General features: G+C 39.7%; 18 protein-coding genes and 1 tRNA gene. 11 read left to right on the forward strand and 8 right to left on the reverse strand.

Going from position 1 to position 26538, the window contains the following annotated elements; all coding sequences use genetic code 11:
- Positions 1–7: 7 nt before the first annotated feature.
- Positions 8–97 (forward strand) — tRNA-Ser (locus ABDV70_RS09170).
- 312 nt (positions 98–409) lie between these two features.
- Here ABDV70_RS09170 and ABDV70_RS09175 read toward each other — a convergent pair.
- Entirely contained in the window at positions 410–1360 is a 951-nt protein-coding gene (locus ABDV70_RS09175) for a hypothetical protein (protein ID WP_343597219.1), read from the reverse strand.
- A gap of 839 nt (positions 1361–2199) precedes the next feature.
- Here ABDV70_RS09175 and ABDV70_RS09180 point away from each other — a divergent pair.
- On the forward strand, positions 2200–3834 hold the full coding sequence (locus ABDV70_RS09180) for an inorganic phosphate transporter (protein WP_343597221.1): 1635 nt from the start codon (positions 2200–2202) through the stop codon (positions 3832–3834).
- 43 nt (positions 3835–3877) lie between these two features.
- Here ABDV70_RS09180 and ybaK read toward each other — a convergent pair whose 3' ends face one another.
- A complete protein-coding gene (gene ybaK, locus ABDV70_RS09185) occupies positions 3878–4345 on the reverse strand; it encodes a Cys-tRNA(Pro) deacylase (RefSeq protein ID WP_343597223.1) in 468 nt (155 codons plus the stop codon).
- A gap of 302 nt (positions 4346–4647) precedes the next feature.
- Here ybaK and ptsP point away from each other — a divergent pair, with 302 nt between their 5' ends.
- The 8 genes from ptsP to ABDV70_RS09225 all read left to right on the forward strand — a co-directional run bounded on the left by ptsP (position 4648) and on the right by ABDV70_RS09225 (position 16517).
- Positions 4648–7494, forward strand: a complete 2847-nt coding sequence (gene ptsP, locus ABDV70_RS09190; RefSeq protein ID WP_343597225.1) for a phosphoenolpyruvate--protein phosphotransferase — start codon at positions 4648–4650, stop codon at positions 7492–7494.
- A 3-nt stretch (positions 7495–7497) separates the two neighbouring features.
- Positions 7498–8433, forward strand: a complete 936-nt coding sequence (pfkB, locus tag ABDV70_RS09195) for a 1-phosphofructokinase (protein ID WP_343597227.1) — start codon at positions 7498–7500, stop codon at positions 8431–8433.
- A gap of 4 nt (positions 8434–8437) precedes the next feature.
- On the forward strand, positions 8438–10147 hold the full coding sequence (locus ABDV70_RS09200; protein ID WP_343597270.1) for a fructose-specific PTS transporter subunit EIIC: 1710 nt from the start codon (positions 8438–8440) through the stop codon (positions 10145–10147).
- Positions 10148–10744: 597 nt separating this feature from the next.
- Entirely contained in the window at positions 10745–12370 is a 1626-nt protein-coding gene (gene mqo / locus ABDV70_RS09205; protein WP_343597229.1) for a malate dehydrogenase (quinone), read from the forward strand.
- Positions 12371–12448: 78 nt separating this feature from the next.
- Positions 12449–13738 (forward strand): MFS transporter, encoded by a 1290-nt coding sequence (locus ABDV70_RS09210; protein ID WP_343597230.1) that lies wholly within the window; start codon positions 12449–12451, stop codon positions 13736–13738.
- Positions 13739–13740: 2 nt separating this feature from the next.
- Positions 13741–14190 (forward strand): hypothetical protein, encoded by a 450-nt coding sequence (locus ABDV70_RS09215; protein ID WP_343597232.1) that lies wholly within the window; start codon positions 13741–13743, stop codon positions 14188–14190.
- 108 nt (positions 14191–14298) lie between these two features.
- A complete protein-coding gene (locus ABDV70_RS09220; RefSeq protein ID WP_343597233.1) occupies positions 14299–15174 on the forward strand; it encodes a homocysteine S-methyltransferase family protein in 876 nt (291 codons plus the stop codon).
- A 5-nt stretch (positions 15175–15179) separates the two neighbouring features.
- On the forward strand, positions 15180–16517 hold the full coding sequence (locus ABDV70_RS09225) for a basic amino acid/polyamine antiporter (RefSeq protein ID WP_343597235.1): 1338 nt from the start codon (positions 15180–15182) through the stop codon (positions 16515–16517).
- A 47-nt stretch (positions 16518–16564) separates the two neighbouring features.
- On the opposite strand, the gene gltP is transcribed toward ABDV70_RS09225, so the two are convergent.
- On the reverse strand, positions 16565–17851 hold the full coding sequence (gene gltP, locus ABDV70_RS09230) for a glutamate/aspartate:proton symporter GltP (RefSeq protein ID WP_343597236.1): 1287 nt from the start codon (positions 17849–17851) through the stop codon (positions 16565–16567).
- A 525-nt stretch (positions 17852–18376) separates the two neighbouring features.
- Between gltP and ABDV70_RS09235 the strand changes: the two genes are divergently transcribed.
- The gene (locus ABDV70_RS09235) at positions 18377–19747 is read left to right on the forward strand and encodes a phosphomannomutase CpsG (RefSeq protein WP_343597238.1); all 1371 of its coding nucleotides are present in this window, start codon (positions 18377–18379) and stop codon (positions 19745–19747) included.
- Between the two features lie 41 nt (positions 19748–19788).
- On the opposite strand, the gene ABDV70_RS09240 is transcribed toward ABDV70_RS09235, so the two are convergent.
- The 5 genes from ABDV70_RS09240 to galU form a co-directional block, all read right to left on the reverse strand.
- On the reverse strand, positions 19789–21606 hold the full coding sequence (locus ABDV70_RS09240) for an LTA synthase family protein (RefSeq protein WP_343597239.1): 1818 nt from the start codon (positions 21604–21606) through the stop codon (positions 19789–19791).
- 107 nt (positions 21607–21713) lie between these two features.
- Positions 21714–22730, reverse strand: a complete 1017-nt coding sequence (gene galE / locus ABDV70_RS09245; protein WP_343597240.1) for a UDP-glucose 4-epimerase GalE — start codon at positions 22728–22730, stop codon at positions 21714–21716.
- Positions 22723–24387 (reverse strand): glucose-6-phosphate isomerase, encoded by a 1665-nt coding sequence (gene pgi, locus ABDV70_RS09250; protein ID WP_343597241.1) that lies wholly within the window; start codon positions 24385–24387, stop codon positions 22723–22725. The genes galE and pgi overlap by 8 nt, the downstream gene beginning before the upstream one ends.
- Complete coding sequence (locus ABDV70_RS09255; RefSeq protein ID WP_343597242.1) at positions 24384–25643, reverse strand: UDP binding domain-containing protein; 1260 nt, start codon at positions 25641–25643, stop codon at positions 24384–24386. Before ABDV70_RS09255 ends, pgi begins: the two co-directional genes overlap by 4 nt.
- Positions 25644–25654: 11 nt before the next feature.
- Positions 25655–26530 (reverse strand): UTP--glucose-1-phosphate uridylyltransferase GalU, encoded by an 876-nt coding sequence (galU, locus tag ABDV70_RS09260; RefSeq protein WP_343597243.1) that lies wholly within the window; start codon positions 26528–26530, stop codon positions 25655–25657.
- Positions 26531–26538 lie beyond the last annotated feature (8 nt).

Consider the following 26538-nt stretch of genomic DNA (forward strand, 5'->3'; position numbering starts at 1 on the left):
GCGACTTGGTGAGGTGTCCGAGTGGCTGAAGGAGCACGCCTGGAAAGTGTGTATACGTTTGCGCGTATCGAGGGTTCGAATCCCTCTCTCACCGCCATTTTCTATTCTTATAACATCTAGTGTCATCTTAAAAGGCTTAGATCTAAAGGGTTTAAGCCTTTTTTATTATTCATATAGTATCAAGCACTCTCTTGTAATCCCCCACACCGAGGGGGATAATTGGGGGTATATGTAATTACCCTTATTTTTATACCCGCAGATTTCTGCGGGAAGCGTTGCAATGCTTACAGATGTTCAGGTCAGAAAGATCAAACCTGCTGAAAAGAAAATATGCTAATGAAAATTATAATTTCAAAAATCTATAAATTAAAAAGTCATTTTTAATAGGAATAAAGTTGATTGAAGTCTATTACTCATCAACTTTATGAACTTTTTCTACAATAATATATTCATTTGGAATTATAATCTGTTTTTCAATATTTTTAACTTTATAAGAAATTAAAGTACTTTTACCAATCCCTTGAAATAAAACTGTTATATTCTTAAAAATAAAGGTTTGATATTGGCTTAGTTCTTTATTTGTCGTTTTGGGTAAATTAATTAAATTGGCATAAGGCGCTTTAATATAAAGTGTTGCTTTGTCTATACGCACACCTGTTTTTTGCATAGTAAAATCCAAGAACAGTTCACCAATATCTCCAATAAAGAACATAGGAACAAGCGGAATAAGAATAAGAAACAAAGAGATCTGTATACTATCTTTAATATGCGTTTCTAATCTCTTTAATTTAGTACTAGCAAATTTTTTAAAATTTTCACTCGTATCAGGATCATCAATAATATCTTTTAAGTTCTCAAACTTGTTATTGAACTCTTTAATCTTCTGTCGATTGATGTAAAAAGCATAATAAAACAGAGATATAAAAGCTGAAGTAAGGGCTACATAAAGGCTGATTTTCCAATGCAATAATAATAAACCACGAATGATATATAAAAGATAAAGGGATACTCCTAATGTGAGAATACTCATCTTTGGAAAGGGAAGTTTTTTGCCTATCCTTATATGTGGTGGTAAATACTTATCCACCGTACTAAAGATTAAGTACACTAGAGGCATTAAGGAGATACCAAAGCAAAAAAGCATTGTGCTTAATCCAGAGTAGACAATAGAGCACGCGACAAAAATCAATAAGAAAATAAGTGTATCACCAAAGCTAATCTCTGAAGGGATATAACCAATTGTCAAAAGATAGGCCACTAAACACAATATTCCAATCGCAGTAATAGTTTTTATTATTGTTAACCCTACTTCATGCCACTGACTAAAATTATTTAAAAATCTTGCTATTAAACCATTCATAATTTATTAAACCCCATTTGTATAATGCTATTTAAATAACTTATTATTCAGTGTCCTCTACATTCAGAATTATCATATCAAATTAAGACACCAGTTAAATGTATTTTAGCTATAATTAATAATGACTTAAACCAGTTCTACAATAAGTATTCCATACTGATGTGTTGGTTCAAACCTAATCTGGCAGTTACCGATATTTGTTCAAAATCAGGTTCAGTCTGAGCTAATTTTTTGCAAAATCGGCATAAACGTTGGCTATTCGTTCAACTGGATACAATGAAGGAGTCTGTTGATTAAGAAATAATTAAGAAACGCAATTTTCTAAGCCACCTCTTCTTAATTTGTATAAATATTATCCAAAACACTAACTAATACCTAATTTTAAAAAGCAAAATCTGTACATTAAATATGCAATAAAATGACTTTAGATTACACATTAGGTCAGCGCATTTAGAAAAAATGCTTTAAAATTAGCCAAAATTGATCCTACAATCACCTCTACACGGACGAATAGATTGTGAAAATTTGGTTCAAAAAACATCACTCATTTTTCTATACTTTGGCACTTCTAAAGATGAGCGTTATGTTCGTTATTTTACTGTCTGAGAAACTTTTTACGCTAAAATAACCAGCACCACAAGGATATAAATCAGAAGAAATATTTCAATTTTATGATAGAAATATGACAAAACACACCCAAAAATTCGTAAATTAAATCAAATTATTACTATAAACTGATTTATACATCACATAATTCTCTTAATCTTGTCTTAAGGTGTCATCTAACTGTCATATTAAAGTTTCAGACTTTAGCCAATTTAATTTCGTAACCCAATAGTATGAATCATCAGGCATCTGCTGTTTCGACTTCTGCTTCAAAACAAGCATATATTTCCTACTCTTCTTCTAACGTCAATGCACCGACACCATCGTGGTTTAAGTATATTTTTGCTACGGTGATTATCAGCTCGCTGGTCTATATCGGAATGCAACTTACATTTGACTTGTCACATGTACCACCGCTCAGTGCATTTTCATTCATCATGCTCGGTGTTGCTCTGGTTATTGCGCTAGGCTTCGAATTTGTAAATGGCTTTCACGATACTGCCAATGCCGTCGCAACCGTCATTTATACCAATGCCATGCCAGCCCCTATGGCGGTGATGTGGTCAGGTTTTTTTAACTTCCTCGGTGTACTCACAGCAAGTGGTGCGGTTGCTTACGGGATTATTGCTCTCCTCCCTGTTGAACTAATTCTACACGTCAACAGTGGTGCAGGTTTTGCGATGGTCTTCGCATTATTACTTGCAGCAATCATCTGGAATTTAGGCACATGGTTCTTCGGAATCCCTGCTTCTAGCTCACATACCATGATTGGTTCAATTATTGGTGTGGGAATTATGAATCAGGTTCTACATTCCGCTACAGATGGCGTAAGTGGCGTAGATATGGAGCAAGTGTTAAAAGTTGCCAAAGCCTTATTTTTCTCTCCATTGATTGGTTTTGGTTTAGCGGCTGCTGCATTCTTATTATTAAAATTGGTTTTAAAGAAACGTAAAACTGAAGTATTTGAGGCGCCAACAGGCACTCAACCACCTTCTTTTGTGGTCAGAATCTTATTGATTTTAACCTGTACGGGTGTCAGTTTCGCACATGGTTCAAACGATGGGCAAAAAGGAATGGGCTTAATTATGCTTATTCTGATCGGGATTGTGCCATTGGCATATTCGCTCAATAAAACTATGGATACTAGCCAAGTTCAGTCTTTTGCTGCATTGTCTGAAAAAGCAGCCCATACACTGATCGTAAATCCAGAAAATATGCAGAGTGCTCAAGCACGTGCTGTGTTAACACGATACATTCAAACACACCAAATGAACGAACAGGTTGTTCCTGCGGTTGCATCATTATCAGATCATTTAGGTCAAGCTGTTGCAAGTTATGGCAGCATGGCAAAAGTACCTGAACAAGCAACTGTGAATCTGCGTAACGATATGTATTTAAGCAGCACAACCTTAAAACATCTTGATAAAGATCATCAACTTGATCGTCTGAACGATTCACAAAAAGCAACGATTTCTGATTATCGTAAAAACCTAGATAAAGCAACACAATACATTCCAACTTGGGTAAAAGTTGCGGTTGCGTTGGCCTTAGGTCTAGGCACAATGGTCGGTTGGAAACGTATTGTGGTGACTGTTGGTGAACGTATTGGTAAAACACACCTTACTTATGGTCAAGGAATGTCAGCTGAACTGGTTGCAATGGGAACAATTATTGCGGCAGATAAATTTGGTTTACCTGTAAGTACTACTCACGTGCTCAACAGTGCAGTTGCAGGAACCATGACAGCCAACAAATCAGGCTTACAGTGGGCAACCGTAAAAAGCATCTTGATGGCATGGGTACTGACCCTTCCATGTGCAATGGTTTTATCCGCAGCTCTTTACTGGTTATTCCTACAATTCATCTAAAATAAAAAATTGTTTAAAAACGGGACCTTTTGATCCCGTTTTTTTATTCATCTACCACATCTGCAAATTTGGCATCTAAAATTTGTGCCAGATCATTTGGATTTAAACCTATATCCAAACCACGCTTGCCACCACTCACATACATTTTTGTTAAGCTTTGAGCCGTGCGATCTACAACTGTTTTTAAGCGTTTTTTCTGCCCTAATGGGCTAATTCCTCCAACCAGATAACCCGTTAATCGCTCGGCATCTTTCGGGTCAGCCATGTGTAACTTCTTACAGCCTAGTGCTGCTGCAACTTTTTTTAAGTTAAGCTGATGTTGAACAGGCAAAATAGCAACATAATGATTTTTATCATCCGTCACTAAGAGTGTTTTAAAAACTTCAGCAACGTCCAAATTCAGTTTTTCCGCGGCCTCTAAACCGAAGCTTTTGGCTTGCGGATCATGTTCATATTCATGAACACTAAACTCAATTTTTTTTGATTTTAATAATCGACATGCAGGCGTCATCAGGATGATCTCTTTTTACAATTTTTTTATTATAAAACTTCTTTGCTTTGTGAATAAAATGATTCCCTCTCGCCCCAACATAAACCTATAAATTATAAAAATTTTTTATGATATTCAGCCTGTTATTTTTTCAGTTCTACAATGATCACAAAAAATACGCTTACAACGATCTTCACAAAAAACTAAAATGATGACCAAAAAAAGACTGATTTTCACTGAAAACCCGAGTAAAATTCGGCTTTTATTTCTCTCCAGAAAGGCACCGCCTCAGTTCAAATTATGATGTTTTTCAAGGAATTTTTATGATAGCGCTAGATATACAACATGTTCGCATGAATCAACATGCTGTAGATAAAGCACAGGCGTTGCAATGTCTAGTGAATATTTTGGTTGAAGATCAACTGGTCACACCCGAATATATACAAGGCCTAACGGCTCGTGAGCAGCAAAGTGCAACCTACTTGGGTCAAGGAATTGCGATTCCTCATGGCACACCTCAATCTCGCCAATATATTCTAGAAACTGGGGTGCGCTTAGCTCATTTTCCAGAAGGTGTCGTATGGGATGGAGAAAATAAAATTTATTTGGCTGTCGTAATTGCAGCAAAATCGGATGAACATTTGCAAGTCTTACAAATTCTGACACGTGCCTTAATTCACGATGTTTCAGAACAAGTTAAACATGCAAAGTCTGCTGAACAGATTATTGAGTTATTACAAGCTCAACCACCTTCTTTGTCTTTACATGAAAATCTGATTGCAACCCAAGTGGCGGCACACGATGTAGAAGACTTGATTTGGCACGGTACACAGTTATTAAAACAACAAAAGCTGATTGAATGTGGTTTTCTGTCTTCACTCAATCCAAAACGCATGATTCATCTTGGTGAAGGGATTTGGTCAATTACGGCAAATCAGCATGTGCTTAGCCCCGCAGTCAGTATTGTAAAATCTGAGCAGGCGATCGCACACCAAGATCAAGAACTGAATACGTTGCTCTGTATCGCCAGTAACGATCAGTTAGATATGCCTCAGTTTAACCGCTTGATGGATATTCTGTTTGACCCTGCACAACTGAGTTTGATTCAACAAGAACAAAACAGCCACCAAATCGCGCAGTTAATTGGTGCTGAAGTCATTCCTGATTGGCCTGCCCGTTCCATTATTTTAGCCAATGCACATGGTCTACATGCGCGTCCTGCAACACAATTGGTCAATATCACCAAAAACTTCCAAGGCGATATTCGGGTTGCAGTAAATGATGGCGCATTTGTTTCAGCAAAAAGTTTAACTAAATTATTGTCTGTGGGTTGTCGTCGTGGTCAGACACTGACGTTCATCGCCGAACCTAACACCGATGCCGTTGCAGGCTTGGATGAGGTTATTCAAGCGGTTAAAGATGGCTTGGGTGAAGAAGTTGAACCGATTGATGAATATACGGCTCAGCCACAAGAGGTTCCCGAAGTTCTTAGTTTTGATCAGCCAAATGACGGAAATAGTAAAGGGATTGCGGCATCAGCAGGTTTGGCCTTTGGCCCAGCGCATGTTGTAAAACCACGTAAATTTCAATATGACCGTTTTGGACATAGCTTAAAACAAGAAAGCGAGCGTTTGGATATTGCCATTCGCCAAGTGAAAAACAGCATTCGCCAATTTATTGCGCAAACCCAGTCTAGTGCCATCAAACAAATCTTTATGGCGCATCTAGAAATGCTGGATGACCCAGATTTAATCCAGAACGTGCAACGTGGTTTAAAACAAAACTTGTCTGCACCTGCGGCATGGCATGACCATATTGAGTCTGCGGCAAAAGCGCAAGAAGCGTTAAAAGATCGTCTTTTAGCTGAACGTGCTGCCGATTTACGTGATATTGGTGAACGTGTTTTAGCAGTCTTATGTGGTGTACCCGAGGTTTCTGAACCTGAACAACCTTATATTCTCATCATGCACGATGTTGGTCCAAGTGATGTCGCACGCCTTAACAAAGATCGCGTAGCAGGCATTTTAACTGCTGTTGGTGGTGCAAGTGCGCATAGTGCCATTGTTGCCCGTGCCTTGAGTATTCCTGCTGTCGTGGGTGCTGGCGCTGATGTTCTAAATATCGAAAGCAACACTACTGTTTTAATTAATGGTGATAACGGCGAATTTGTTGTTGAACCTGAGCAAAGTCTGATTGACCATGCCATTGCTGAACGTGCAAGACACCAACAACTTCGTGAAGAAGCTGAACGGCATTGTTTGGAACCAGCAGTTACGCTTGACCAGCATCATGTCGAAGTTGCAGCCAATATTGGTAAAGTCCATGCAACGGCTCAAGCTGTAAAACATGGTGCAGAAGCAATTGGCTTATTGCGTACCGAACTGGTGTTTATGTCGCACAACAGCGCGCCAAACGAAGAAGCACAAGAAGCCGACTACCGTGTGGTACTCGATGCATTGGCTGGTCGTCCTTTAGTGGTTCGTACCCTAGATGTTGGTGGGGATAAACCACTGCCATATTTACCAATTTCGCCAGAAGAAAATCCATTCCTAGGTTTACGTGGTATTCGCTTAACGCTTCGCAAACCTGAATTGTTGCGTCAACAATTGGCAGCGTTGCTTAAAGCTGCGGATAATCGTCCTCTTCGTATTATGTTCCCAATGATCGGGCGTGTTGAAGAATGGCGTGCAGCGAAAGCGATCTTGGATGAAGTTCGTGCTGAATATCCATGTGATAACTTGCAAGTGGGCATCATGATTGAAGTCCCTGCTGCTGCGTTACTGACTCCAATTTTAGCGCAAGAAGTTGACTTCTTTAGTATTGGTACTAACGACTTAACCCAATACACCATGGCAATTGACCGTGGTCACCCACTGCTTTCAGCCGAAGCTGATGGTTTACACCCAAGCGTGTTGTTACTCATCGACCAAGCGGTACGCTCAGCACACCAATACGGCAAATGGGTCGGAATTTGTGGTGAATTGGCAGCAGATCCAAAAGCAGTCCCTGTTTTAATGGGTCTAGGTGTGGATGAACTGAGTATGTCGAGTGCCAGCATTCCATTGGTAAAAGCCCAAATCCGCAATTTGAACTTTGCACACTGCCAACAATTGGCGCAACAAGCTTTACGCTGTGAAAGTGCAACGGCTGTACGTGAGTTGGTTGAATAAGTTATGGCAAAAATTCTTACGATTACCCTTAACCCTGCAATCGATATCACCTTGCAGTTAGACACACTCCGTGTTGGCGAAGTCAATCGCCAACAGGCTGCACAAAGTCATGCCGCAGGTAAGGGTCTGAATGTAGCACAAGTGCTTAAAGATTTAGGACATGAGCTCATCGTCAGTGGTTTCTTAGGCGAAGCCAACCGTCAAGTTTTTGAACATCATTTCCAAGATCAACACTTTGACAACCAATTTGTTTATGTTGCAGGTGAAACTCGCCAAAACATTAAAATTGCAGAACAGTCGGGTCGCATGACTGACATCAACGGCAAAGGTTTTTGGGTAGATGCAGCTGCAAAACAGCAATTACAAGACAAATTACAAAGTGTACTTGGTCAAGTTGATGTGATTGTCGTTGCAGGCAGTTTACCGCAAGGATTTAGCCCTGATGAATTGCAACAACTAATTGAATGGCTACAGCAGCAAGGTAAAAAAGTTGCGGTAGACACCAGTGGCGCAGCATTACATGCGGCTATCTCAGCAAATCCGTGGCTGATTAAACCCAACACCGATGAACTGGCTGAAACTTACCAACGTGCTGCCGAGAGTGTCGAACAACAACAACAGTTGTTTAACGCTCTACCGAATATGAAAATTGAACATATTGTGGTGTCTATGGGTGAACATGGTGTGAACTGGTTACGTCCAGAACATCCCCTGCATGCCTCTGCACCACGGGTACAGGTTCAAAGTACGGTAGGTGCAGGTGATTCACTGGTTGCAGGAATGATTCACGGTCTAGTCAACCAAACTTCGGCTGAAGAAACATTAAAAACTGCAACCGCAATTGCCAGCCATGCTGTCACCCAAATTGGTTTCCATGTACCCAATTTAGACGTTATTGAAGATTTGAAGCAACAAATCGTCATCAATCCATTGAGTTAATATGATGTCAGAGAATCAGAACATTTTATTTGTCCCCCATTGCCCTGAACAACCTGTCAATGCATTGATTTTGGCGAGAAAACTTGCTCAAGCTGCATCTATTTTAGGTTACCAAGCAAATGTTGCACCCTCTGCCGAAAATATAGAGACTGCAACTGCGACAACAATTATGGTTGTCGGTCAGGCGCTGCCAAGTTTAAAACTCAATGATGCTCAAAAAGCAGCCGTCATTACACTTGACCAAGCTAATGACCCTATTGAAACGACACTTCAGCAAGCACTTAGCCAAGCCCGCTCTGCTGAAGAACTCGCAGCACAACCGCAAACGACTGCTGCAACACGTTTTGTTGCCATCACTGCATGTCCTACAGGGGTTGCACACACCTTTATGGCAGCCGAAGCACTGCAACAAGGCGCTGCCAAACTCGGTTATCAAATTGATGTTGAAACCCAAGGTTCGGTAGGGGCAAAAAATATTCTTTCAGCAGAAAGTATTGCTCAGGCCGATGTGGTTATTCTTGCAACAGATATTGAAGTCAACACAGACCGCTTTGTCGGGAAACGTGTTTACCGCTGTGGTACTGGTTTTGCCTTAAAACAAACTGACAAAGCCTTTGCCAATGCCATTCAAGAAGCACAAGTTCTTGAATCAGGCAAACAAAGTGCTTCTTCTGAAACGGCTGAGAAAAAAGAAAAAGTCGGTGTATATAAACACTTACTTACAGGCGTGTCTTACATGCTACCGATGGTAGTTGCTGGTGGTCTGATCATTGCGATTTCTTTTATTTTTGGTCTAAATCCAGTCGATGGCAGTTTTGCCGCAGCCTTAAAACAAATTGGTGTTGCTGCATTTACGCTGATGGTTCCAATGCTTGCAGGCTATATTGCTTACTCAATTGCCGACCGTCCTGGATTAACGCCAGGTTTAATTGGGGGATTGCTTGCCGCACAGCTACAAGCAGGTTTCTTGGGCGGTTTGGTCGCAGGCTTTCTTGCGGGATACATTGCATTATTCTTAGCGAAAAAAGTCCAGCTTCCGTCTAGCCTTGAAGCCTTAAAACCGATTTTGATTATTCCACTTCTTGCAAGCCTTGCTGTCGGTTTAATCATGATTTATGTGGTCGGGCAGCCTGTTGCACACTTGTTTGAACTCCTCAAAGACTTCCTTGCACACATGGGTACAGCCAATGCCATGATTATGGGTATTGTGTTGGGTTCAATGATGTGTATCGACCTTGGTGGCCCAATCAACAAAGCAGCGTATGCGTTTACTGTTGGCTTATTAACCTCGCAAACCTACGAGCCAATGGCGATTACCATGGCAGCAGGCATGGTGCCACCATTAGGGATGGCAATTGCAACTTTCCTTGCAAAAAATAAGTTTGCTAAACCTGAACAAGATGCGGGTAAAGCAGCTGTGGTTCTAGGTCTATGTTTCATTTCTGAAGGTGCTATTCCGTTTGCGGCTAAAGATCCGATCCGTGTAATTCCTTGTACCATCGCAGGTGGTGCGGTTACAGGTGCTTTGGTTGCCATGTTTAAATGTCAGTTGGTTACACCACACGGCGGAATTATTGCATTGGTTATTCCAAATGCCATTAACTACCCTGTGAAATACTTATTGGCTATTGCGGTAGGAAGTTTGGTCACGGGTGTGGCATATGCCTTGGTCAAACAAAAAATTGCCCAACCTGAAAAAACAGTAACTGCTTAAAAAATGCAAAAAACTGAGTCTTCGGATTCAGTTTTTTTATTTGGGTCAACTCATCCTACTATTTAAAACAACTTCATACTTCACTCAAAATCTGTAGATTCCCTTCTATTTCAATTCCTCTTAAACGCTAATTAACAGATAATACTTTATTTTCAAAGAAATAGATTTCCTTTTAATTCAATATTCGATGCAAAGATGTACCGTCATATCCAATCATTCAAGTCATTCTCCGCCCCATGACACCAAGCATGTGGTCATATCAATATTGGCGGTTTAATTCATTTAGATTATTCATTTTTACTTCAAAATCATGTTTTTATTCTTCAACTTTATGAAAGCACTCGATTAGCAGTAACATCGTGATTATTCATTATATTTTATAAAATTCACACAACTATGTGATTGTTCAAAAACAAACTGATCGCTCTTTATCTATTCATTTAATTTTACAATTGCTATACTAAAGTATTATTTAGCGCGATCTTTCTCTGCTCTTCAAATACGTTTTTTCTTTTTCAAACGTCTTTTTGAACCCTTCTTAGCGTTAGATCTTTCAGCCAAACCAGGCAAGGTTATTGAATTTTTAAGGTAAATTGAGTGCATAAATTTTTAAAAATTGTATTGATGCTGCTGATAGCATTAATCATTGTGGCAACGCTATTCCTGTTTAGACCCGTAGCTTCTAAACCTGTTCAAACAGAAAAAGGCGAGCCAGTTGTTGATGTTGTGCTGATTGGCGGCGGCATCATGAGTGCAACACTTGGAACATATCTAAACGAATTACAGCCAAACTGGCAAATCCGTATGTATGAGCGTTTAGATAAAGTCGCACAAGAAAGCTCTAACGGCTTTAATAATGCAGGGACTGGACATTCTGGCTTCATGGAAATGAATTATACCGAAGAAAAAGACGGTAAAATGGATATTTCAAAAGCAGAAAAAGTGGCGTCTCAGTTTGAAGTTGCCAAGCAGTTCTGGTCATATCAGGTAAAACAAAATGTTTTAGGTCAGCCAAATACATTTATCAACCCTGTTCCACACCATGCCTTTGTCATGGACGATAACGTTAAATTCTTAGAAAAGCGTTATGCGGCGATGATTAAAAGCCCAATTTTCCAAGGCATGAAATTTACAGAAGATCCGAACCAAATCAAACAATGGGCACCATTGGTTATGGAAGGTCGTGATCCAAAGCAAAAAGTTGCGGCAACGCGTATGGAAATCGGTTCAGATGTGAACTATGGTTCGATTACCACGCAGTTAGTGAATCATCTTGAAAAAGGTTCTAACTTTAAATTACAAACTTCTACAGAAGTTACCGCGATTAGTCCAAATGAAGACAAAACATGGTCTGTAGAATTTAAAGATTTAAAAACAGGCAAAACTAGCCATGTGAAAACACGTTTTGTGTTTATTGGTGCTGGCGGTGCGGCAATCAAAATGTTGCAAATGACAGGCTTACCAGAAGCAAAACAATATGCAGGCTTCCCTGTAGGTGGTGAATTCCTGATCACAGACAACCCAAAAATCACTGCACAACACACAGCTAAATTGTACGGTCGTGCTGATTTTGGTGCGCCTCCAATGTCTGTTCCACATATCGATACCCGTTATATTGATGGGAAAAAATATGTCTTGTTTGGCCCATTTGCGACTTATTCAAACAAGTTCCTGAAAAATGGTTCTCAACTTGATCTTATTGCGAATACCAATAAAAACAACATATTACCTATGGCTGCCATTGGTATCGAAAACCTTGACCTTGTGAAATATTTAATTGGTCAGGTGATGATGTCGGATGCAGATCGTTTTAAAGAATTAAAACGCTATTACCCAGATGCAGATCCTAAAGATTGGCATTTAAACCAAGGTGGTCAGCGTGTTCAGATCATCAAAAAAGAAGATGGTAAACCTGCTAAATTGCAATTTGGTACAGAAGTATTTGTATCTCAAGATCATGCTGTAGCAGCCTTAATGGGTGCTTCTCCGGGTGCATCAACATCTCCTTACATTATCTTGAATGTTCTTGAAAAAGCGTTCCCTGAACAAACTAAAGGTGAATGGAATGCTAAATTGCATGAAATTATTCCTTCATATAAACAAGACCTGATCAAAGATCCTGTATTGCTTGATAAAGTGCGTCAATATACAAGTTCAACACTTGGACTGCACTACACGCCTGTTCATGCAACAGCTCAACCTGCTGCAACCACAGCGCAATAAATTGATATGATTCAAAAAAGGATGAACTTCGGTTCATCCTTTTTCTTTTCTCTTTTTTATCCCTTACGATTTCCTTTTATGTCATCAGTAAAATCTGTTTCACCGTCTTTTGCTGTGTTTAGATGTCGAGATTTTTCTTTACTGACATTGAATCAATGCTGCCTGACTCAAGCTATTTTGATTCAGGAAATTTTAGTTGCCTATTCGCTGTATCAACTCACCCAAAATCCGATGAGTCTAGGCTTGGTAGGTTTAATTGAGTTTATCCCTTTCGTATGTCTTTCCCTTTGGGGAGGCTATGTCGCTGACCGTTTTAATCGACAGCGCATACTGCAATGGTGCTTTAGTTGCAGTGTTCCGCTTGCTTGTTTGTTATGGTTCAGCTTTTTTATACATACACAACAACAAATCAGCACCACCACATTCTTATGTTTCACCTACGGCCTCCTATTTTTATTTGGCTGTATTCGTGGTTTATATAGTCCATGTTTTAATTCATTACGTCCCTTTCTGATTCCCAAAACACAATATAGTCAAGCTGCAACATGGACGGCTTTATGCTGGCAAATCAATGCCGTACTTGCACCGATTTTGGCAGGGTTACTCATTGCCTATACGGGCTTATATTTTACTTTTTTCTGTACAGTCGCATTCTTTAGTTTAGGCAGTATTGCCCTATGGTGTATGCGTCCACGTGAATTTCCGCCGATTCAACACCATTCAGTTATCAGCAGCCTAAAAGAAGCAATACACTTTATTTATCATAGCCCAATGATGTTCTGGTCTATTTTTCTGGATCTTGCCTCGGTTTTTTTTGGTGGCATCATTGCCCTACTTCCTATTTTCGCACAGGATATTTTACATTTAGGTGCAGAAGGTTTTGGACTATTACGTGCAGCACCTGCCATTGGCGCATTACTCACCATGAGCATTTTGGTCAAATACCCGCCTCAACAAAAGGTATGGCGAACATTATTACTGGCAGTATCGGGCTTCGCCTGCTGTACACTCATTTTCACACAAATACGCCACCTTTATAGTGCCATGATCATCCTCATGCTCATGGGTGCTTGTGATAGCATCAGCATTGTGATTCGCCAAACATTACTCCAGTGGATTCCCCCCAAACACATGCTCGGGCGAATCGCTGCCATTAATGGTATTTTTGTGACCTCAAGCAATGAACTTGGGGCATTACAATCTAGCATTCTGGCGCGTTTCTTTACGGTGGTTCCTGCCATGTTCATCGGAGGGAGTTTATCTTTGCTCAGTGTATCGCTCACGTACTGGCGAACTCGACAATTACTCCAGTTCGAATTAAAAAATGATTTAGCAGATTCCCACAAAACATCTATTTCAGCGGATTGATCATGCAATTTTTCCTCTCCCGTTTTAGTACAGTTCTGATACACCTTATATTTACCGTGCTTTTTTTCTATAGCACTTATTTTATGATTTTGGGTGGCGCAGCCATTTTTTTAGGGACTTTATCCGGGCTATGGGTGATGTATATCTGCTCACAGTCTTGCTCACATCCGACATTACGCTATGTATTCTTAGCACTGATCAGTCTGCTTGATGTAGTGGCTCTCATCTCTCACATTTCGCTGTGGTGGATGTTATTACTCCATGTTCTGATCATTGTTCGATTTAGATTTAAACAACAGGCAATTACCCAATACAACAGCTACACTTATGCTCTTTTACTGTTGGGTCTATTCGGGTTTGGATACCACCAACAGCATGCCATGCAACAGCTCAAACAACATTACGCCTCTTTTCAGACCAATGAAACATGGCAAAAATTTGGAGCACTTTAACGTCCCTATTTTCTTATTTTGAATAAATGTTATTCAAAAACAGCATTAACGCTTAAATGACTTTTTCAGTATACTCCTTTCCTTTCAATACGATGGAAATACGTACAGATGAAAATTTTAGATGGTGGTGTTGGGCGCGAACTTGCTCGACGTGGGGCGCCATTTCGTCAACCGGAGTGGTCAGCTTTGGCGCTTTGGGAGGCTCCTGAAATTGTAAAGGATGTGCATTTAGACTTTATTCAAGCGGGTGCAGAAGTCATTACCACTAACAACTACGCTGTTGTTCCATTTCATATTGGTCAACAACGCTTTGATGAACAAGTGCGTGAACTGGTACAGGTCGCTGTCGACCAAGCCAAACAAGCGGTAAAAGAAAGTGGTCGGGATGTCAAAATTGCAGGCTGTCTTCCACCTCTGTTTGGTTCATATCGTGCTGACCTATTCCAAAAAGATCATGTTCGAGAATTAGCCACACCAATTATTGAAACACTTGCACCTCAGGTGGACTTTTGGCTTGCAGAAACACAATCAAGCCTTGTTGAAGTTGAAATGGTTCATGGTCTGTTACCTAAAGATGGTAAAGCATATTGGGTTTCTTTTACCCTCCAAGACGTTCTACAACAAGACCGTGCAACTTTGCGTTCAGGTGAAAATCTGGAACAAGCCGTTGAGGTATTACGTCGTATTGGTGCTGAAGCGGTTTTATTTAACTGCTGCCAACCCGAAGTTATTTTACAGGCGGTACAGGAAATTAAACGACTTGCGCCTGAACTTACAATTGGTGCTTATGCCAATGCATTCCCTCCACAAGATGAAAATGCAACAGCAAACGATGGCTTAGATGATGTTCGTCCAGACTTAACGCCAGAATCTTACCTACATTTTGCACGGCAATGGCAACAGGCAGGTGCAACATTAATTGGTGGATGTTGTGGTATTACACCAGCGCATATTGCCCAGCTTGCGGCATTTTTTAAAGAATAAAACACATGTCATCTTCAAAAATTGGTTTACTGTCTTTAACTGCGCTCGTTTTTAGTTCCATGGTCGGATCTGGGGTATTTAGTTTGCCTCAAAACATGGCCGCGGTTGCCAATGGTTCAGCCCTGCTCATCGCATGGCTGATCACAGGGGTTGGAATTTTATTCCTCGCGTTCGCTTTACTTTATCTCTCTAGGCAATACCCTGAACTCGATGGCGGCATTTACAACTATGCAAGGGCAGGTTTTGGTGAGCTTATCGGCTTTTGCTCGGCATGGGGATATTGGCTTTGCACCACCATTGGTATTGTCGGCTATGTGGTGATTGCCTTTTCTAGTTTAGGCATGTTTACAGATCGACCAGACCATATCATCTTTGGTGATGGCAATACGCTTTATGCCCTCATCGGCTCATCGATTTTTGTCTGGCTGGTGCATTGGTTAGTGAGTCGAGGCATCCAAGAAGCTGCGATTGTCAATTTGATTGCAACCATTGCCAAAATTGTACCGATGGTAGTTTTTATCATTTTTGGTTTTATGGCATTTAAACTCAATCTATTTCATCACAACCTCATCGACTTCTCACTCAAAGTTCCTTTATGGCAGCAAGTCAAAGACTTAATGCTCATTACTTTGTGGGTGTTTACAGGGATTGAAGGCGCTGTGGTGTTATCGTCACGTGCAAAACGACGTCATGATATTGGTAAGGCAACCGTTCTCGGTGTTTTGGTTGCCTTGGCTTTTTATGTAATGGTGACGGTATTGTCTTATGGCATCAGTAGTCGTGCAGATATTGCTGCCATGCATAACCCGTCTATGGCAACCATTTTAGCGCAACTGATTGGTTTACCAGGAACCATTATTATTACCATTGGTCTGATTATCTCTGTATCTTCTTCATATTTAAGCTGGACACTGTTTGCAACGGAAATTCCATTCTTAGCGGCAAAAAATGGTGCATTCCCAGCAATTTTCTTAAAGACCAATGAAAATAATGTGCCCATTTCTTCCCTATGGCTCACATCAATCGTGGTTCAACTCTCTCTCATTGCGGTCTGTTTTTTCAATAAAAACTATACCCAATTATTGCTAATTTCATCGGTGATGATCCTGTTACCTTATTTTTTAGTTTCTGCATTTTATTTAAAAGAATCGAGCAAAAAACGCCAGACCAAACATATTTTCATTGCCCTAGTGGCAACGATTTATGCACTTTGGCTGTTGTATGCCGCGGGTTTATCCCTTCTCGGACTCTCTGTGATTTTATATGCAGTGGGGCTGATTATTTTCTTTTATAGCTATTTTTTACATCGTAAACAAAAGCTTTCTGCTGAAACTGAATCATAAAAAAAACGGCTCATTCGAGCCGTTTTAATTTTAAATTGTATTTGTCATTATTTAAATGAAGCTTCATACGCTTTTGCTTTGTCTTCATCGAACTGTTTTTGCCATTTACTGATGACCAATACAGCCAAGGCATTTCCGACAACGTTCAATGCGGTACGTGCCATATCCAAAATACGGTCAACACCTGCAATAAATGCCAGACCTTCTAATGGAATTCCCACAGAACCTAAAGTTGCCAACAACACCACGAAAGACACCCCAGGCACGCCTGCAATCCCTTTTGACGTCACCATCAACGTCAACACCAAAACGATTTCTTGTGTGAGTGAAAGGTCAATGCCATATAATTGCGCAATGAAGATTGCTGCAATACTTTGATAAAGCGTAGAACCATCAAGGTTAAACGAGTAACCCGTTGGCACAACAAAACTTGAAATTGCTTTTGGCGCACCATATGCTTCCATTTTTTCCATGATACGCGGTAAAACAGTTTCTGAACTTGCAGTTGAATACGCCAGAATCAATTCATCTTTCAAGATTTTAATTAAAGTAAAGATACTTAAATTACAGATCTTGGCAACACCACCTAAAATCACCAATGCGAAGAACAAAATTGCTGCGTAAACCAAAATTACCAATTTAGCCAAAGGCAATAATGATGCAAAACCAAATGTTGTTACTGTCGCAGCAATCAATGCAAATACACCAATTGGCGCATAAAGCATAATCATGTGCGTTACTTTAAACATGGTTTCAGATACAGCTTTCAACACATTTAAAAGCGGTTGTTTGGTTTCTGCAGGAAGTGCAGCCAAACCTGTACCAAAAATCACTGAGAAGAAAATGATTGGCAACATTGAGCCACTTGCCATCGCACTAAAGATATTAGATGGAATAAGTGACAGAATTGTTTGCATAAAGCCATGTGAACTGGCTTTCACTTCTTCTGTTGTATGTTCGTATGAAGAAATATCAACCTTATGCAGTAAAGACATATCAATGCCTGAACCAGGATGGAAGATATTCGCAGCAAGAATACCCACAACAATCGCAATTGTTGTCACAATTTCAAAATATAAAATTGTTTTAACGCCTAAAATTCCAAGTTTCTTGGAATCCCCAACTCCCGCAATACCTAAAATTAAGGTTGAAATAACAATAGGAACAACGATCATCTTAATCAGATTAATAAAAATCTGACCAGCTGGTTTTAAAATATTACCAACGACGTATTCCTGATAATCAGGTTGATTATGTAAAATGGTACCAACAATAATACCCAATACTAAGGCAATTAAAATTTGCCAAGCAAGACTAATCTTTACTTTGTTCATAGGCTGAAACCTTATACGATCCCGTTAATGACTGACCTATGCCAGCAGACAATAACAGCAGAAAAATGGAGAAAATAAAGCATATAAGTCGAAATCCAATTTCGAGGCCGCTCCATTAAAAACGGGACTAATGTACCCACGGGCTATTCTTTCGTCAATAAAAAATTATGCCTACTTCTTATTCATTTTTTCTATTTATCCTTTTTTCGATATATTTCATAAGGTTAAATTTAACTTTAAAAAAGTTTTTTTAATGTATTTTTTTCAACTATGACATTAAAACGATAACATAAAAGTATATGAATCGAGATGAATCATAAAATTATTTTTTATATCATTATCTTAATATTATTTAGATTTTTCGATTTTCTAAATTTATATAAAAAACGTCTTAATAATTAATCGATAAAAATAAAATAAAAATAAATGCAATCAATCAACAATATTTTCACTCATTGTCACTACAATTACCATACCCCATCGCTATAATGTGTCTTTCTATCACAATTTATTCATCGCTAAATTATGACAACTCTCACTTGCTTTAAGGCATACGATATCCGCGGTAAATTAGAAACAGAACTCAATGAAGAAATCGCTTATAAAATTGGACGCGCTTACGGACAGATTTATCAACCCAAAACTATCGTCGTTGGTTGCGACGTTCGTTTAAGCAGTGAAAGCCTAAAACAAGCAACAATTCAAGGTTTAAATGATGCTGGGGTCAATGTTCTAGACCTAGGGATGACAGGTACAGAAGAGGTTTACTTTGGAGCTTTCCATCTGGATGTTCAAGGGGGCATCGAAGTCACTGCCAGCCACAACCCAATGGATTATAACGGTATGAAACTGGTTCGTGAAAATTCTCGACCAATCAGTGCCGATACAGGACTCAAAGAAATTCAGGCACTTGTTGAACAAAATCAATTTACCGAAGTTACGCATAAAGGGACAACACAGTCTTATAATATTCTTCCTGAATTTGTTGAACATCTACTTGGTTATATTCAACCTGAAAAAATTCGCCCATTAAAATTAGTTGTCAATGCGGGCAACGGTGCTGCGGGTCATGTGATTGATGCACTAGAACAACGCTTTCAAGAACTTAATGTTCCTGTTGAATTTATCAAAATTCACCATGAAGCAGATGGGACTTTCCCAAATGGGATTCCTAACCCACTGTTGATTGAAAACCGTGACAGTACCAGCCAAGCTGTTTTAAAACATCATGCCGATATGGGTATTGCATGGGATGGTGACTTTGACCGTTGCTTCTTGTTCGACGAGAAAGGTCAATTCATTGAAGGCTACTATATTGTTGGTCTACTGGCACAGGCTTTCTTACTACAGCATCCAAATGAAAAAATCGTACATGACCCACGTTTAGTCTGGAACACAGAACAAGTGGTTCGGGCGCATAACGGTACGACGGTTCAGTCAAAATCTGGACATGCCTTCATTAAACAAGTCATGCGTGAAGAAAATGCCATTTACGGTGGTGAAATGAGTGCGCATCATTATTTCCGCGATTTTGCTTACTGTGACAGTGGCATGATTCCATGGTTATTAACTGTAGCCCTTCTTTCTGAAACGCAACAATCTCTTTCTTCATTGGTTGAAGAAATGATTGAGCAGTTCCCATGCAGTGGTGAAATCAACTTTAAAGTTGCCAATAGTCAGGCCACCATTCAAAAAATCTTTGATCATTATGCAGACCAAAACCCTGTCATTGACCGTACCGATGGTGTGAGTCTTGATTTTGGTGCATGGCGTGTCAATGTTCGCTCTTCAAACACCGAACCGTTATTACGCTTAAACATTGAAAGTCGTAAAGACCAACAACCTCGTCCAATGCAAAGTTATGTCGATGAGCTTACTCAACTCATTGAAGCATAAGCTCTATCGCATAAAAACTCGGCATCTGCCGAGTTTTTTATTTACGGTTTTAAAAGTTCATAACTAAAATTATTCCCATTTAACGTATCATTATTCACCGATTTATAGGCTTCTAAAAGCTGCTCTTTATTCACGGGACAATGCGGCTTTTCTACAACAAATTTTTGATGAACGGCTTGATAACAAGCTGAAATCTGATCAATAAATTGATAATAATTTGATAACGGCAAATTGGCAGTTTTCAAAAGTTTGGCAGCAAGAAAACTCGCAGGAATATAATTTCCCGACAAATACTGTCGTTTTACAGGATAATTTGCCCAAAGTACCAAGGGCGTTTGATAATTTCGCGCATTTTCTCGCTGTGGATCCTGATCAAAATAATGATATTCATCATAAACGCCTTGCAAATTCGGTAAATGATCACCAAAAACCAGTAAAATTGTAGGTCGCTTTAATTGCTGAATAAACTGGGCAAGTGCTTGTAATTTCTGATCTGAACGTGCCACACCTGCGGTATAGGTACTCAATTTCTGTTTTGAAGTTTCACTCAAATCAGCTTTAAATTTAAAATTTTGCTTTCCATAACGGTCATCGCCATACATTGGATGATTTTCAACCGTAATGGCATAGATAAATTTTGGCTGATCACTTTGTTGTGATAACTCGTCCTGTATCGCACTAAACAGCAAATCATCGCTTGCCCATCCGCCCTGATTAAATGCAGTTGAACGATTTTGCTGGTTCAGCATATTTTCAAGCGAAACGAATTTTTCAAAACCTAACTGCTGATAAACACGACTGCGGTTATAGTAATAATGCCAATTATTATGCATGGCAACTGTACTATAACCCAATGAATTTAAATACAAAGGTAGGGAATAAATTGGACGTTTAATTTTAGAAACATAGACCAGTTCATTTCTAAAAAACAATGTATTCAGACTGGTCAAAGCCTCAAATTCGACATTAGCTGTTCCACCACCAAATGACGGAGAAAGCATAGAAGAAACACGGTGTGCATCCATAAACGGCATAAGATGCTTAGGTAATTTCTTTTCCAGCAAGCGCGGATCCCACCATGATTCATCCATCACAATGACAATATTCGGCTGTTGTTCGACTGTTATTTTCGGATCTGTCTGATTTAGAAAAGGTTTAAAAATCTGCTGTATCGTTTCACGTGAAACACTTTCATGGGGCAAAAACAGCTCATTAAAATTATCTAAAATCTTTGATAAAAAGAAAGTCGTAAAACCATAGTTTTGGATTTTTCTAAAATCCCCTACCCAATCACTGCGTGTATTTGGAAAATCTGCGAGTTGTGTACAAATAAAAGGTGCATCGGCTTTGGTACATAAGCCCATCGGACTTTTAATATAGTTAAAATAAATACCAACACCAGCCAGACTCAAACTCATCACAATATGAAAAAGATAATTTTTCCATGTATTGGCTTTTTCCTTTCGATAACAAAGCACTAGCACTACAACAAAAATAAAGATGAGTAAAAAAAAGCCGATTTTTAAGATCATCGGTGCAGCTTTTAATGCTTCTGAAAATAACAGAATGTCATCGGGGCTAAAATTTGTGGATAGATATTGCTCTTTTTTCAGGTTAATAAAACCGATCAGAACAACCAAAATCTGGCTTAAAAGTAATGCTGTATAGGTTCGCCTAAAAATGCTGACAAAAAGAACAATGAGTGCATAGTTAAATGCAACCGAAATCAAAGTTTGTATGCAACGTGCTGAGGAAAAGCTCGAACTTAAAAAATTCCAGTTTGATGCAACATAAATAGAGAGGACAGTCGAAATACAAGCCACACACAAAAACAATATTTGCTGGCGAAGGAATTTCATAAAGTATAGGAGAGATTACTGACAGAACAAGCGCCCTATCTTAACAAACTAAACCGCCTGATAGCGGTTTAGTTGACTAAATATTACTCAAAATTAAGGAGAGTGACCTACTGATAACCTTGTGGGTTTTGCTTTTGCCAATTCCAGCTATCACGCAGCATATCGTCTAAACCAAATTTCGGTTTCCAGCCCAATTCTATAACTGCTCGTTGATTATCAGAAAAACAGGTCGCAACATCGCCCGCACGACGTGGAGCAAACTCAAATGGAATATGTATTCCATTGACTTGTTCAAACGTGTTTTTAATCTGTAAAACCGAGAAACCTTGCCCCGTTCCAATATTCCATGCACGGCAGCCTTTTGCCTGTAATCGATTATTCAAGGCACATAAATGTGCGTCAGCTAAATCCACTACATGAATATAATCACGGACACCTGTACCATCGAGCGTGTCATAATCCTGCCCAAAAATAGACAGTTTTTCACGTTTGCCCACAGCAACCTGTGTCACATAAGGCATTAAATTATTCGGAATCCCTTGCGGGTCTTCACCAATTCGACCACTTTGATGCGCCCCTACAGGGTTAAAATAGCGCAACAAGGCAATCGACCAACGCTCGTCTGCAAGTGCCAGTTTTTCAAGCATTTGCTCAATCACAAGCTTAGTATAACCATAGTTATTATTTGGCATACCTGTCGGTAAATTTTCATGTAACGGTGATGGATGCTGGTCGCCATAAACCGTTGCGGAAGAGCTGAACACCAAGTTAAATACTTCAGCACGCTGCATGGCTTTAAAAAGTTGGATACTGCCTGCAATATTATGATCCAAATATTGCAAAGGGAACTGCTGGCTTTCTCCAACCGCTTTTAACCCAGCAAAATGAATGACTGCATCAATTTTATGTGCCGCAAAAATTGCATCCAACACAGTCTGATCACGAATATCACCCTCAACAAAAGTCAGGGTTTTCTGTGTCAGTTCCTGTACCCGATTTAAAGCTTCGACACAGCTATTACTTAAATTATCCACCACCACAACATCATGTTGGGCATCTAACAACGCCACACAAGTATGCGAACCAATAAATCCCGCACCACCTGTTACCAAAATCTTAGCCATGTGTTTTTCCCAATAAAATGTGTAATAGCCCTTGTGTTGAGGAATCCAAATTTGAACCATCAGCCTGTTTGCCGCTTAAAATTGGCAATAATTGATTGGCAATTTCCTTACCTTTCTCCACGCCCCATTGATCGAATGGATTAATATTCCACATCACAGATTGTACAAAGACTTTATGTTCATAACAGGCTATCAGCATGCCTAAACTGTAGGGGTTCAGTTCATCTACCAATAAAGTCGAACTGCCTTGGTTACCTGCATATTGTTTATAAACAGGTAAATCAGCCAATTCACTTGGGTCTAATGCCTGATTACCAAATGCCAGTAAACGAGATTGTGCCAAACAATTCGATAAAGCTAAATGGTGCTGCTCAATCAGTGCTTCAGCATTTTCCGCGTAAGTAAACTGGTCGGCATTATAACGCTGAACAGGTGCAATAAAGTCACAACTGACCGAATGTGTTCCCTGATGTAACAATTGATAGAAGGCATGTTGTGCATTTGGCCCAACTTCACCCCAAACAATCGGACAGGTATTGCATTCAACCTGTTCACCATTACGCTGGGTCGATTTACCATTTGACTCCATTTCTAGTTGTTGTAAATAAGAGGCAAAATATTTTAAACGACCGTCATAAGGTAAAACTGCATGGGTTTGCATATCAAGGAAGTTATTATTCCAAACGCCTAACAACCCCATCAAAACAGGAATATTTTGTGCAAACGGCGCTTGTTGAAAGTGCTGATCAATCGCATAAGCCCCAGCAAGAAACTGTTTAAACCCTTCAACACCTATGGTGAGCGCAATCGGAAAACCAATACATGACCATAATGAATAGCGTCCACCAACCCAATCCCACAGCAAGAACTGCTTATCTTCAGCAATTCCCCATTCACTCATTTTTTCAGGTTTGGTGGATACCCCAATAAAATGGTTTTTCAGCACTTTTTCCTGTTTGCCCAATGCTTTTTCTAACCACAGACGAACGGTTTGTGCATTCGACAAGGTATCAATTGTACCAAAGGATTTAGATGAAATAATAAACAGCGTGGTTTCAGGTCGAAGTTGATGTAATAAGTCAGAAAGCTGACTACCGTCCATTGTCGACACGAAATGCACATGAAGTGGTTTTGAGGTTTTGATCTTAAAATCAGAAAGTGCATGGGTTGCCATGAGCGGGCCAAGATCTGACCCCCCCACCCCAATATTCACCACATCCTGAATCACTTCTCCCGTCGCACCGCGGTACTGCCCTGCATGGATTTTATCGACCAATGCATACATTCGTTCTAGTTGCTGTTGCACAGCTAAGGCAAGTTCAGCATGTTGCGGATTTTGTTTCGGTAACCGCAGCGCCCAATGCATCGCTGCTCTTTGTTCGGTATAATTAATTGCTTCGGGTGAAAACAGCCGTTGAATCCAGCTCTCAAGCTGTTGTTGTTCTGCAAAATGAATCAGTTGATCAACAATTTGCTGATCTACCCTCTGTTTACTATAATCAAAAAACAACTGTTGAAAGCGTAATGAAAGCTGTTTAAAGCGTTCTGGGTCTTGTGAAAATAAAGCCGTCAGATGCTGTTGTTTCATCAAACCTGCCAAATGTACAAGTCTTTGCTTTGGCGGATGCTGTGCTGTAAAAGAAACCTGTTCCATCATTTACGCCCCACTCCTTCATAAGCAAACCCTTGGGCTTTGACATAGGCAGGGTCATAAATATTACGCCCATCCAGAATCAATGGATGTTTCATGCGTTGTTGTAATTGTTTATAGTCAAGGCTTAAATATTGTTTCCATGCTGTCAGCAAACATAATGCCGAGGCGTCCTGTACCGCTTGATATGGGTCTTCACATAAAATCAGATCATCACGTGTGCCATAGTGTTTGCCAATCATCGGTAATGCTTGTGGATCGTGTAATTTAACAATCACGCCTTGCGCCCACAATGCCTTGAGCATGGTATGAATCGGAGAAAAGTTTGTACGAGCCGTATTTTCTTTAAAAGATGCTCCCCAAATCGCAATGATTTTACCCTTCAAGTCACATTGATAATAATTCCACAGTTTTCGAAATAAAATTTCTTTTTGCTGTTCATTAATCTCCCAGACTTGTTCAAGTAATTGGCTTTTTACCCCTGTTTCGGCAATGGTTTGTGATAATGTCAGAATATCATGCGAGAAGTTCTCTCCGCCAAAACCGACACCTGCTGCCAAATAGCTTGAACCAATCCGTGAGTCTGCACCTAGACCTAAACGGATATTGGCAATATCAACGCCCAACTTTTCTGAAACGACTGCCAGATCATTCATATAACTAATGCGTGTTGCAAGCATGCCTGAAATACTGAGTTTAGTAAATTCGGCATCCAAAATTGGCATGAAGAGATAATTATGGTTATAGCTAAAAAAAGGTCTTAATAATTCTGCTATTTTTTCTTTGGCAGCATCCGTTTCAACACCAATCACCACATGTTTGACTTGTAAAACACTGTTCATGGCATTGCCTTCTTGAACCATATCAGGCAAGTAGCACCAGTCATCCTGTGGCAATTTTTTTTGTAATCTCGTTGTACCATCCAGACCAAAACTAGATCCATTAATCATTAATTTTGGATGTAAAATAGGTTGTTGCTTTAAATAATCTAAAATTTCATCTAAGCGTTCAGCCTCATTTGAGTTAAACGCAAAAAAATAAGCATCAACGTCTAATGGCACATCGACCAGTGCACAAATTGACAGTTGACGCGTTTGTGCCTGAGTTTTTATCAGATGATTGACGTTTTTATCTTGGTACTGAATAGCACATATTTCATCATCTTTGGCATAGGGACACCAAAAAACAAAGTGTCCATATTCGGCAAATAACCCCGCCATAACGCCCGCATGTAATGTTGTTCCATAAACTGCGATTTTCATGGCGTTGTCTCTTAGATTTTGAGTTCTTGAATCAATTCAGCAAATTGTGTGCCTAATTTAGGATGAGCAATGCCATAATGTAGCACTGCTTTTAAATATCCTAATTTACTGCCGCAATCAAACGTTTGCCCAAGCATACGATATGCTTCAACTGTTTCTGTTTCCTGAAGCATGGCAATGGCATCGGTTAATTGAATTTCGTTACCTGCGCCACGTGGTGTTTTTTCTAAAAGCTGCATAATTTTTGCAGGCAAAACATAACGGCCAATCACGGACAAATTACTTGGCGCTTCGCCAATAGCAGGTTTTTCAACAATGCCTTGCATAACTTGGCTTTGACCTTGTGTTGGAACCTCAGCAACATCCACAATACCGTATTGATCCACCAGTTGATCTGGTACAGCTTCAACCATAATTTGTGCCGCCTGAGATTGCTGATATTGGGCAATCATATTCGCCAAGTCATTTTCTGTAGACTGACTTTTTACCAACACATCTGGCAGTAACACCGCAAATGCTTCATCACCAACAATATCCTTTGCACACAAAACAGCATGTCCCAAACCCAACGGTTGTGGTTGGCGAACACTGACCACACTGACATGTGACGGCAAAATTTCTGTGATTTCTTTGAGCAAATCAAATTTTTTCTTTTGCTCTAATGTAGTTTCAAGTTCAAAGTTTCGATCAAAATAATTTTCAATAGACGCTTTAGATGAATGTGTCACCAAAATGATTTGTTCAATCCCCGCCTCAACCGCTTCTTTAACCACATATTCGATTGCAGGGCGATCCACCACTGTCACCATTTCTTTTGGAATTGATTTACTTGCAGGTAAAAAACGTGTGCCTAAACCTGCTACAGGAAGAATCGCTTTTTTAATCATAGAAAGTT

This window comes from Acinetobacter sp., from assembly GCF_039596015.1.
Lineage (GTDB): Bacteria > Pseudomonadota > Gammaproteobacteria > Pseudomonadales > Moraxellaceae > Acinetobacter.

Excerpts from the sequence above, each read along its gene's own strand:
- pfkB (WP_343597227.1), top strand. The coding sequence starts at position 7,498 with ATGGCAAAAATTCTTACGATTACCCTTAACCCTGCAATCGATATCACC.
- ybaK (WP_343597223.1), bottom strand. The coding sequence starts at position 4,345 with ATGACGCCTGCATGTCGATTATTAAAATCAAAAAAAATTGAGTTTAGT.
- ABDV70_RS09225 (WP_343597235.1), top strand. The coding sequence starts at position 15,180 with ATGTCATCTTCAAAAATTGGTTTACTGTCTTTAACTGCGCTCGTTTTT.
- ABDV70_RS09215 (WP_343597232.1), top strand. The coding sequence starts at position 13,741 with ATGCAATTTTTCCTCTCCCGTTTTAGTACAGTTCTGATACACCTTATA.
- ptsP (WP_343597225.1), top strand. The coding sequence starts at position 4,648 with ATGATAGCGCTAGATATACAACATGTTCGCATGAATCAACATGCTGTA.
- gltP (WP_343597236.1), bottom strand. The coding sequence starts at position 17,851 with ATGAACAAAGTAAAGATTAGTCTTGCTTGGCAAATTTTAATTGCCTTA.
- ABDV70_RS09175 (WP_343597219.1), bottom strand. The coding sequence starts at position 1,360 with ATGAATGGTTTAATAGCAAGATTTTTAAATAATTTTAGTCAGTGGCAT.
- ABDV70_RS09220 (WP_343597233.1), top strand. The coding sequence starts at position 14,299 with ATGAAAATTTTAGATGGTGGTGTTGGGCGCGAACTTGCTCGACGTGGG.
- ABDV70_RS09240 (WP_343597239.1), bottom strand. The coding sequence starts at position 21,606 with ATGAAATTCCTTCGCCAGCAAATATTGTTTTTGTGTGTGGCTTGTATT.
- galE (WP_343597240.1), bottom strand. The coding sequence starts at position 22,730 with ATGGCTAAGATTTTGGTAACAGGTGGTGCGGGATTTATTGGTTCGCAT.
- ABDV70_RS09200 (WP_343597270.1), top strand. The coding sequence starts at position 8,438 with ATGTCAGAGAATCAGAACATTTTATTTGTCCCCCATTGCCCTGAACAA.
- pgi (WP_343597241.1), bottom strand. The coding sequence starts at position 24,387 with ATGATGGAACAGGTTTCTTTTACAGCACAGCATCCGCCAAAGCAAAGA.
- ABDV70_RS09255 (WP_343597242.1), bottom strand. The coding sequence starts at position 25,643 with ATGAAAATCGCAGTTTATGGAACAACATTACATGCGGGCGTTATGGCG.
- ABDV70_RS09235 (WP_343597238.1), top strand. The coding sequence starts at position 18,377 with ATGACAACTCTCACTTGCTTTAAGGCATACGATATCCGCGGTAAATTA.
- galU (WP_343597243.1), bottom strand. The coding sequence starts at position 26,530 with ATGATTAAAAAAGCGATTCTTCCTGTAGCAGGTTTAGGCACACGTTTT.
- ABDV70_RS09210 (WP_343597230.1), top strand. The coding sequence starts at position 12,449 with ATGTCATCAGTAAAATCTGTTTCACCGTCTTTTGCTGTGTTTAGATGT.
- ABDV70_RS09180 (WP_343597221.1), top strand. The coding sequence starts at position 2,200 with ATGAATCATCAGGCATCTGCTGTTTCGACTTCTGCTTCAAAACAAGCA.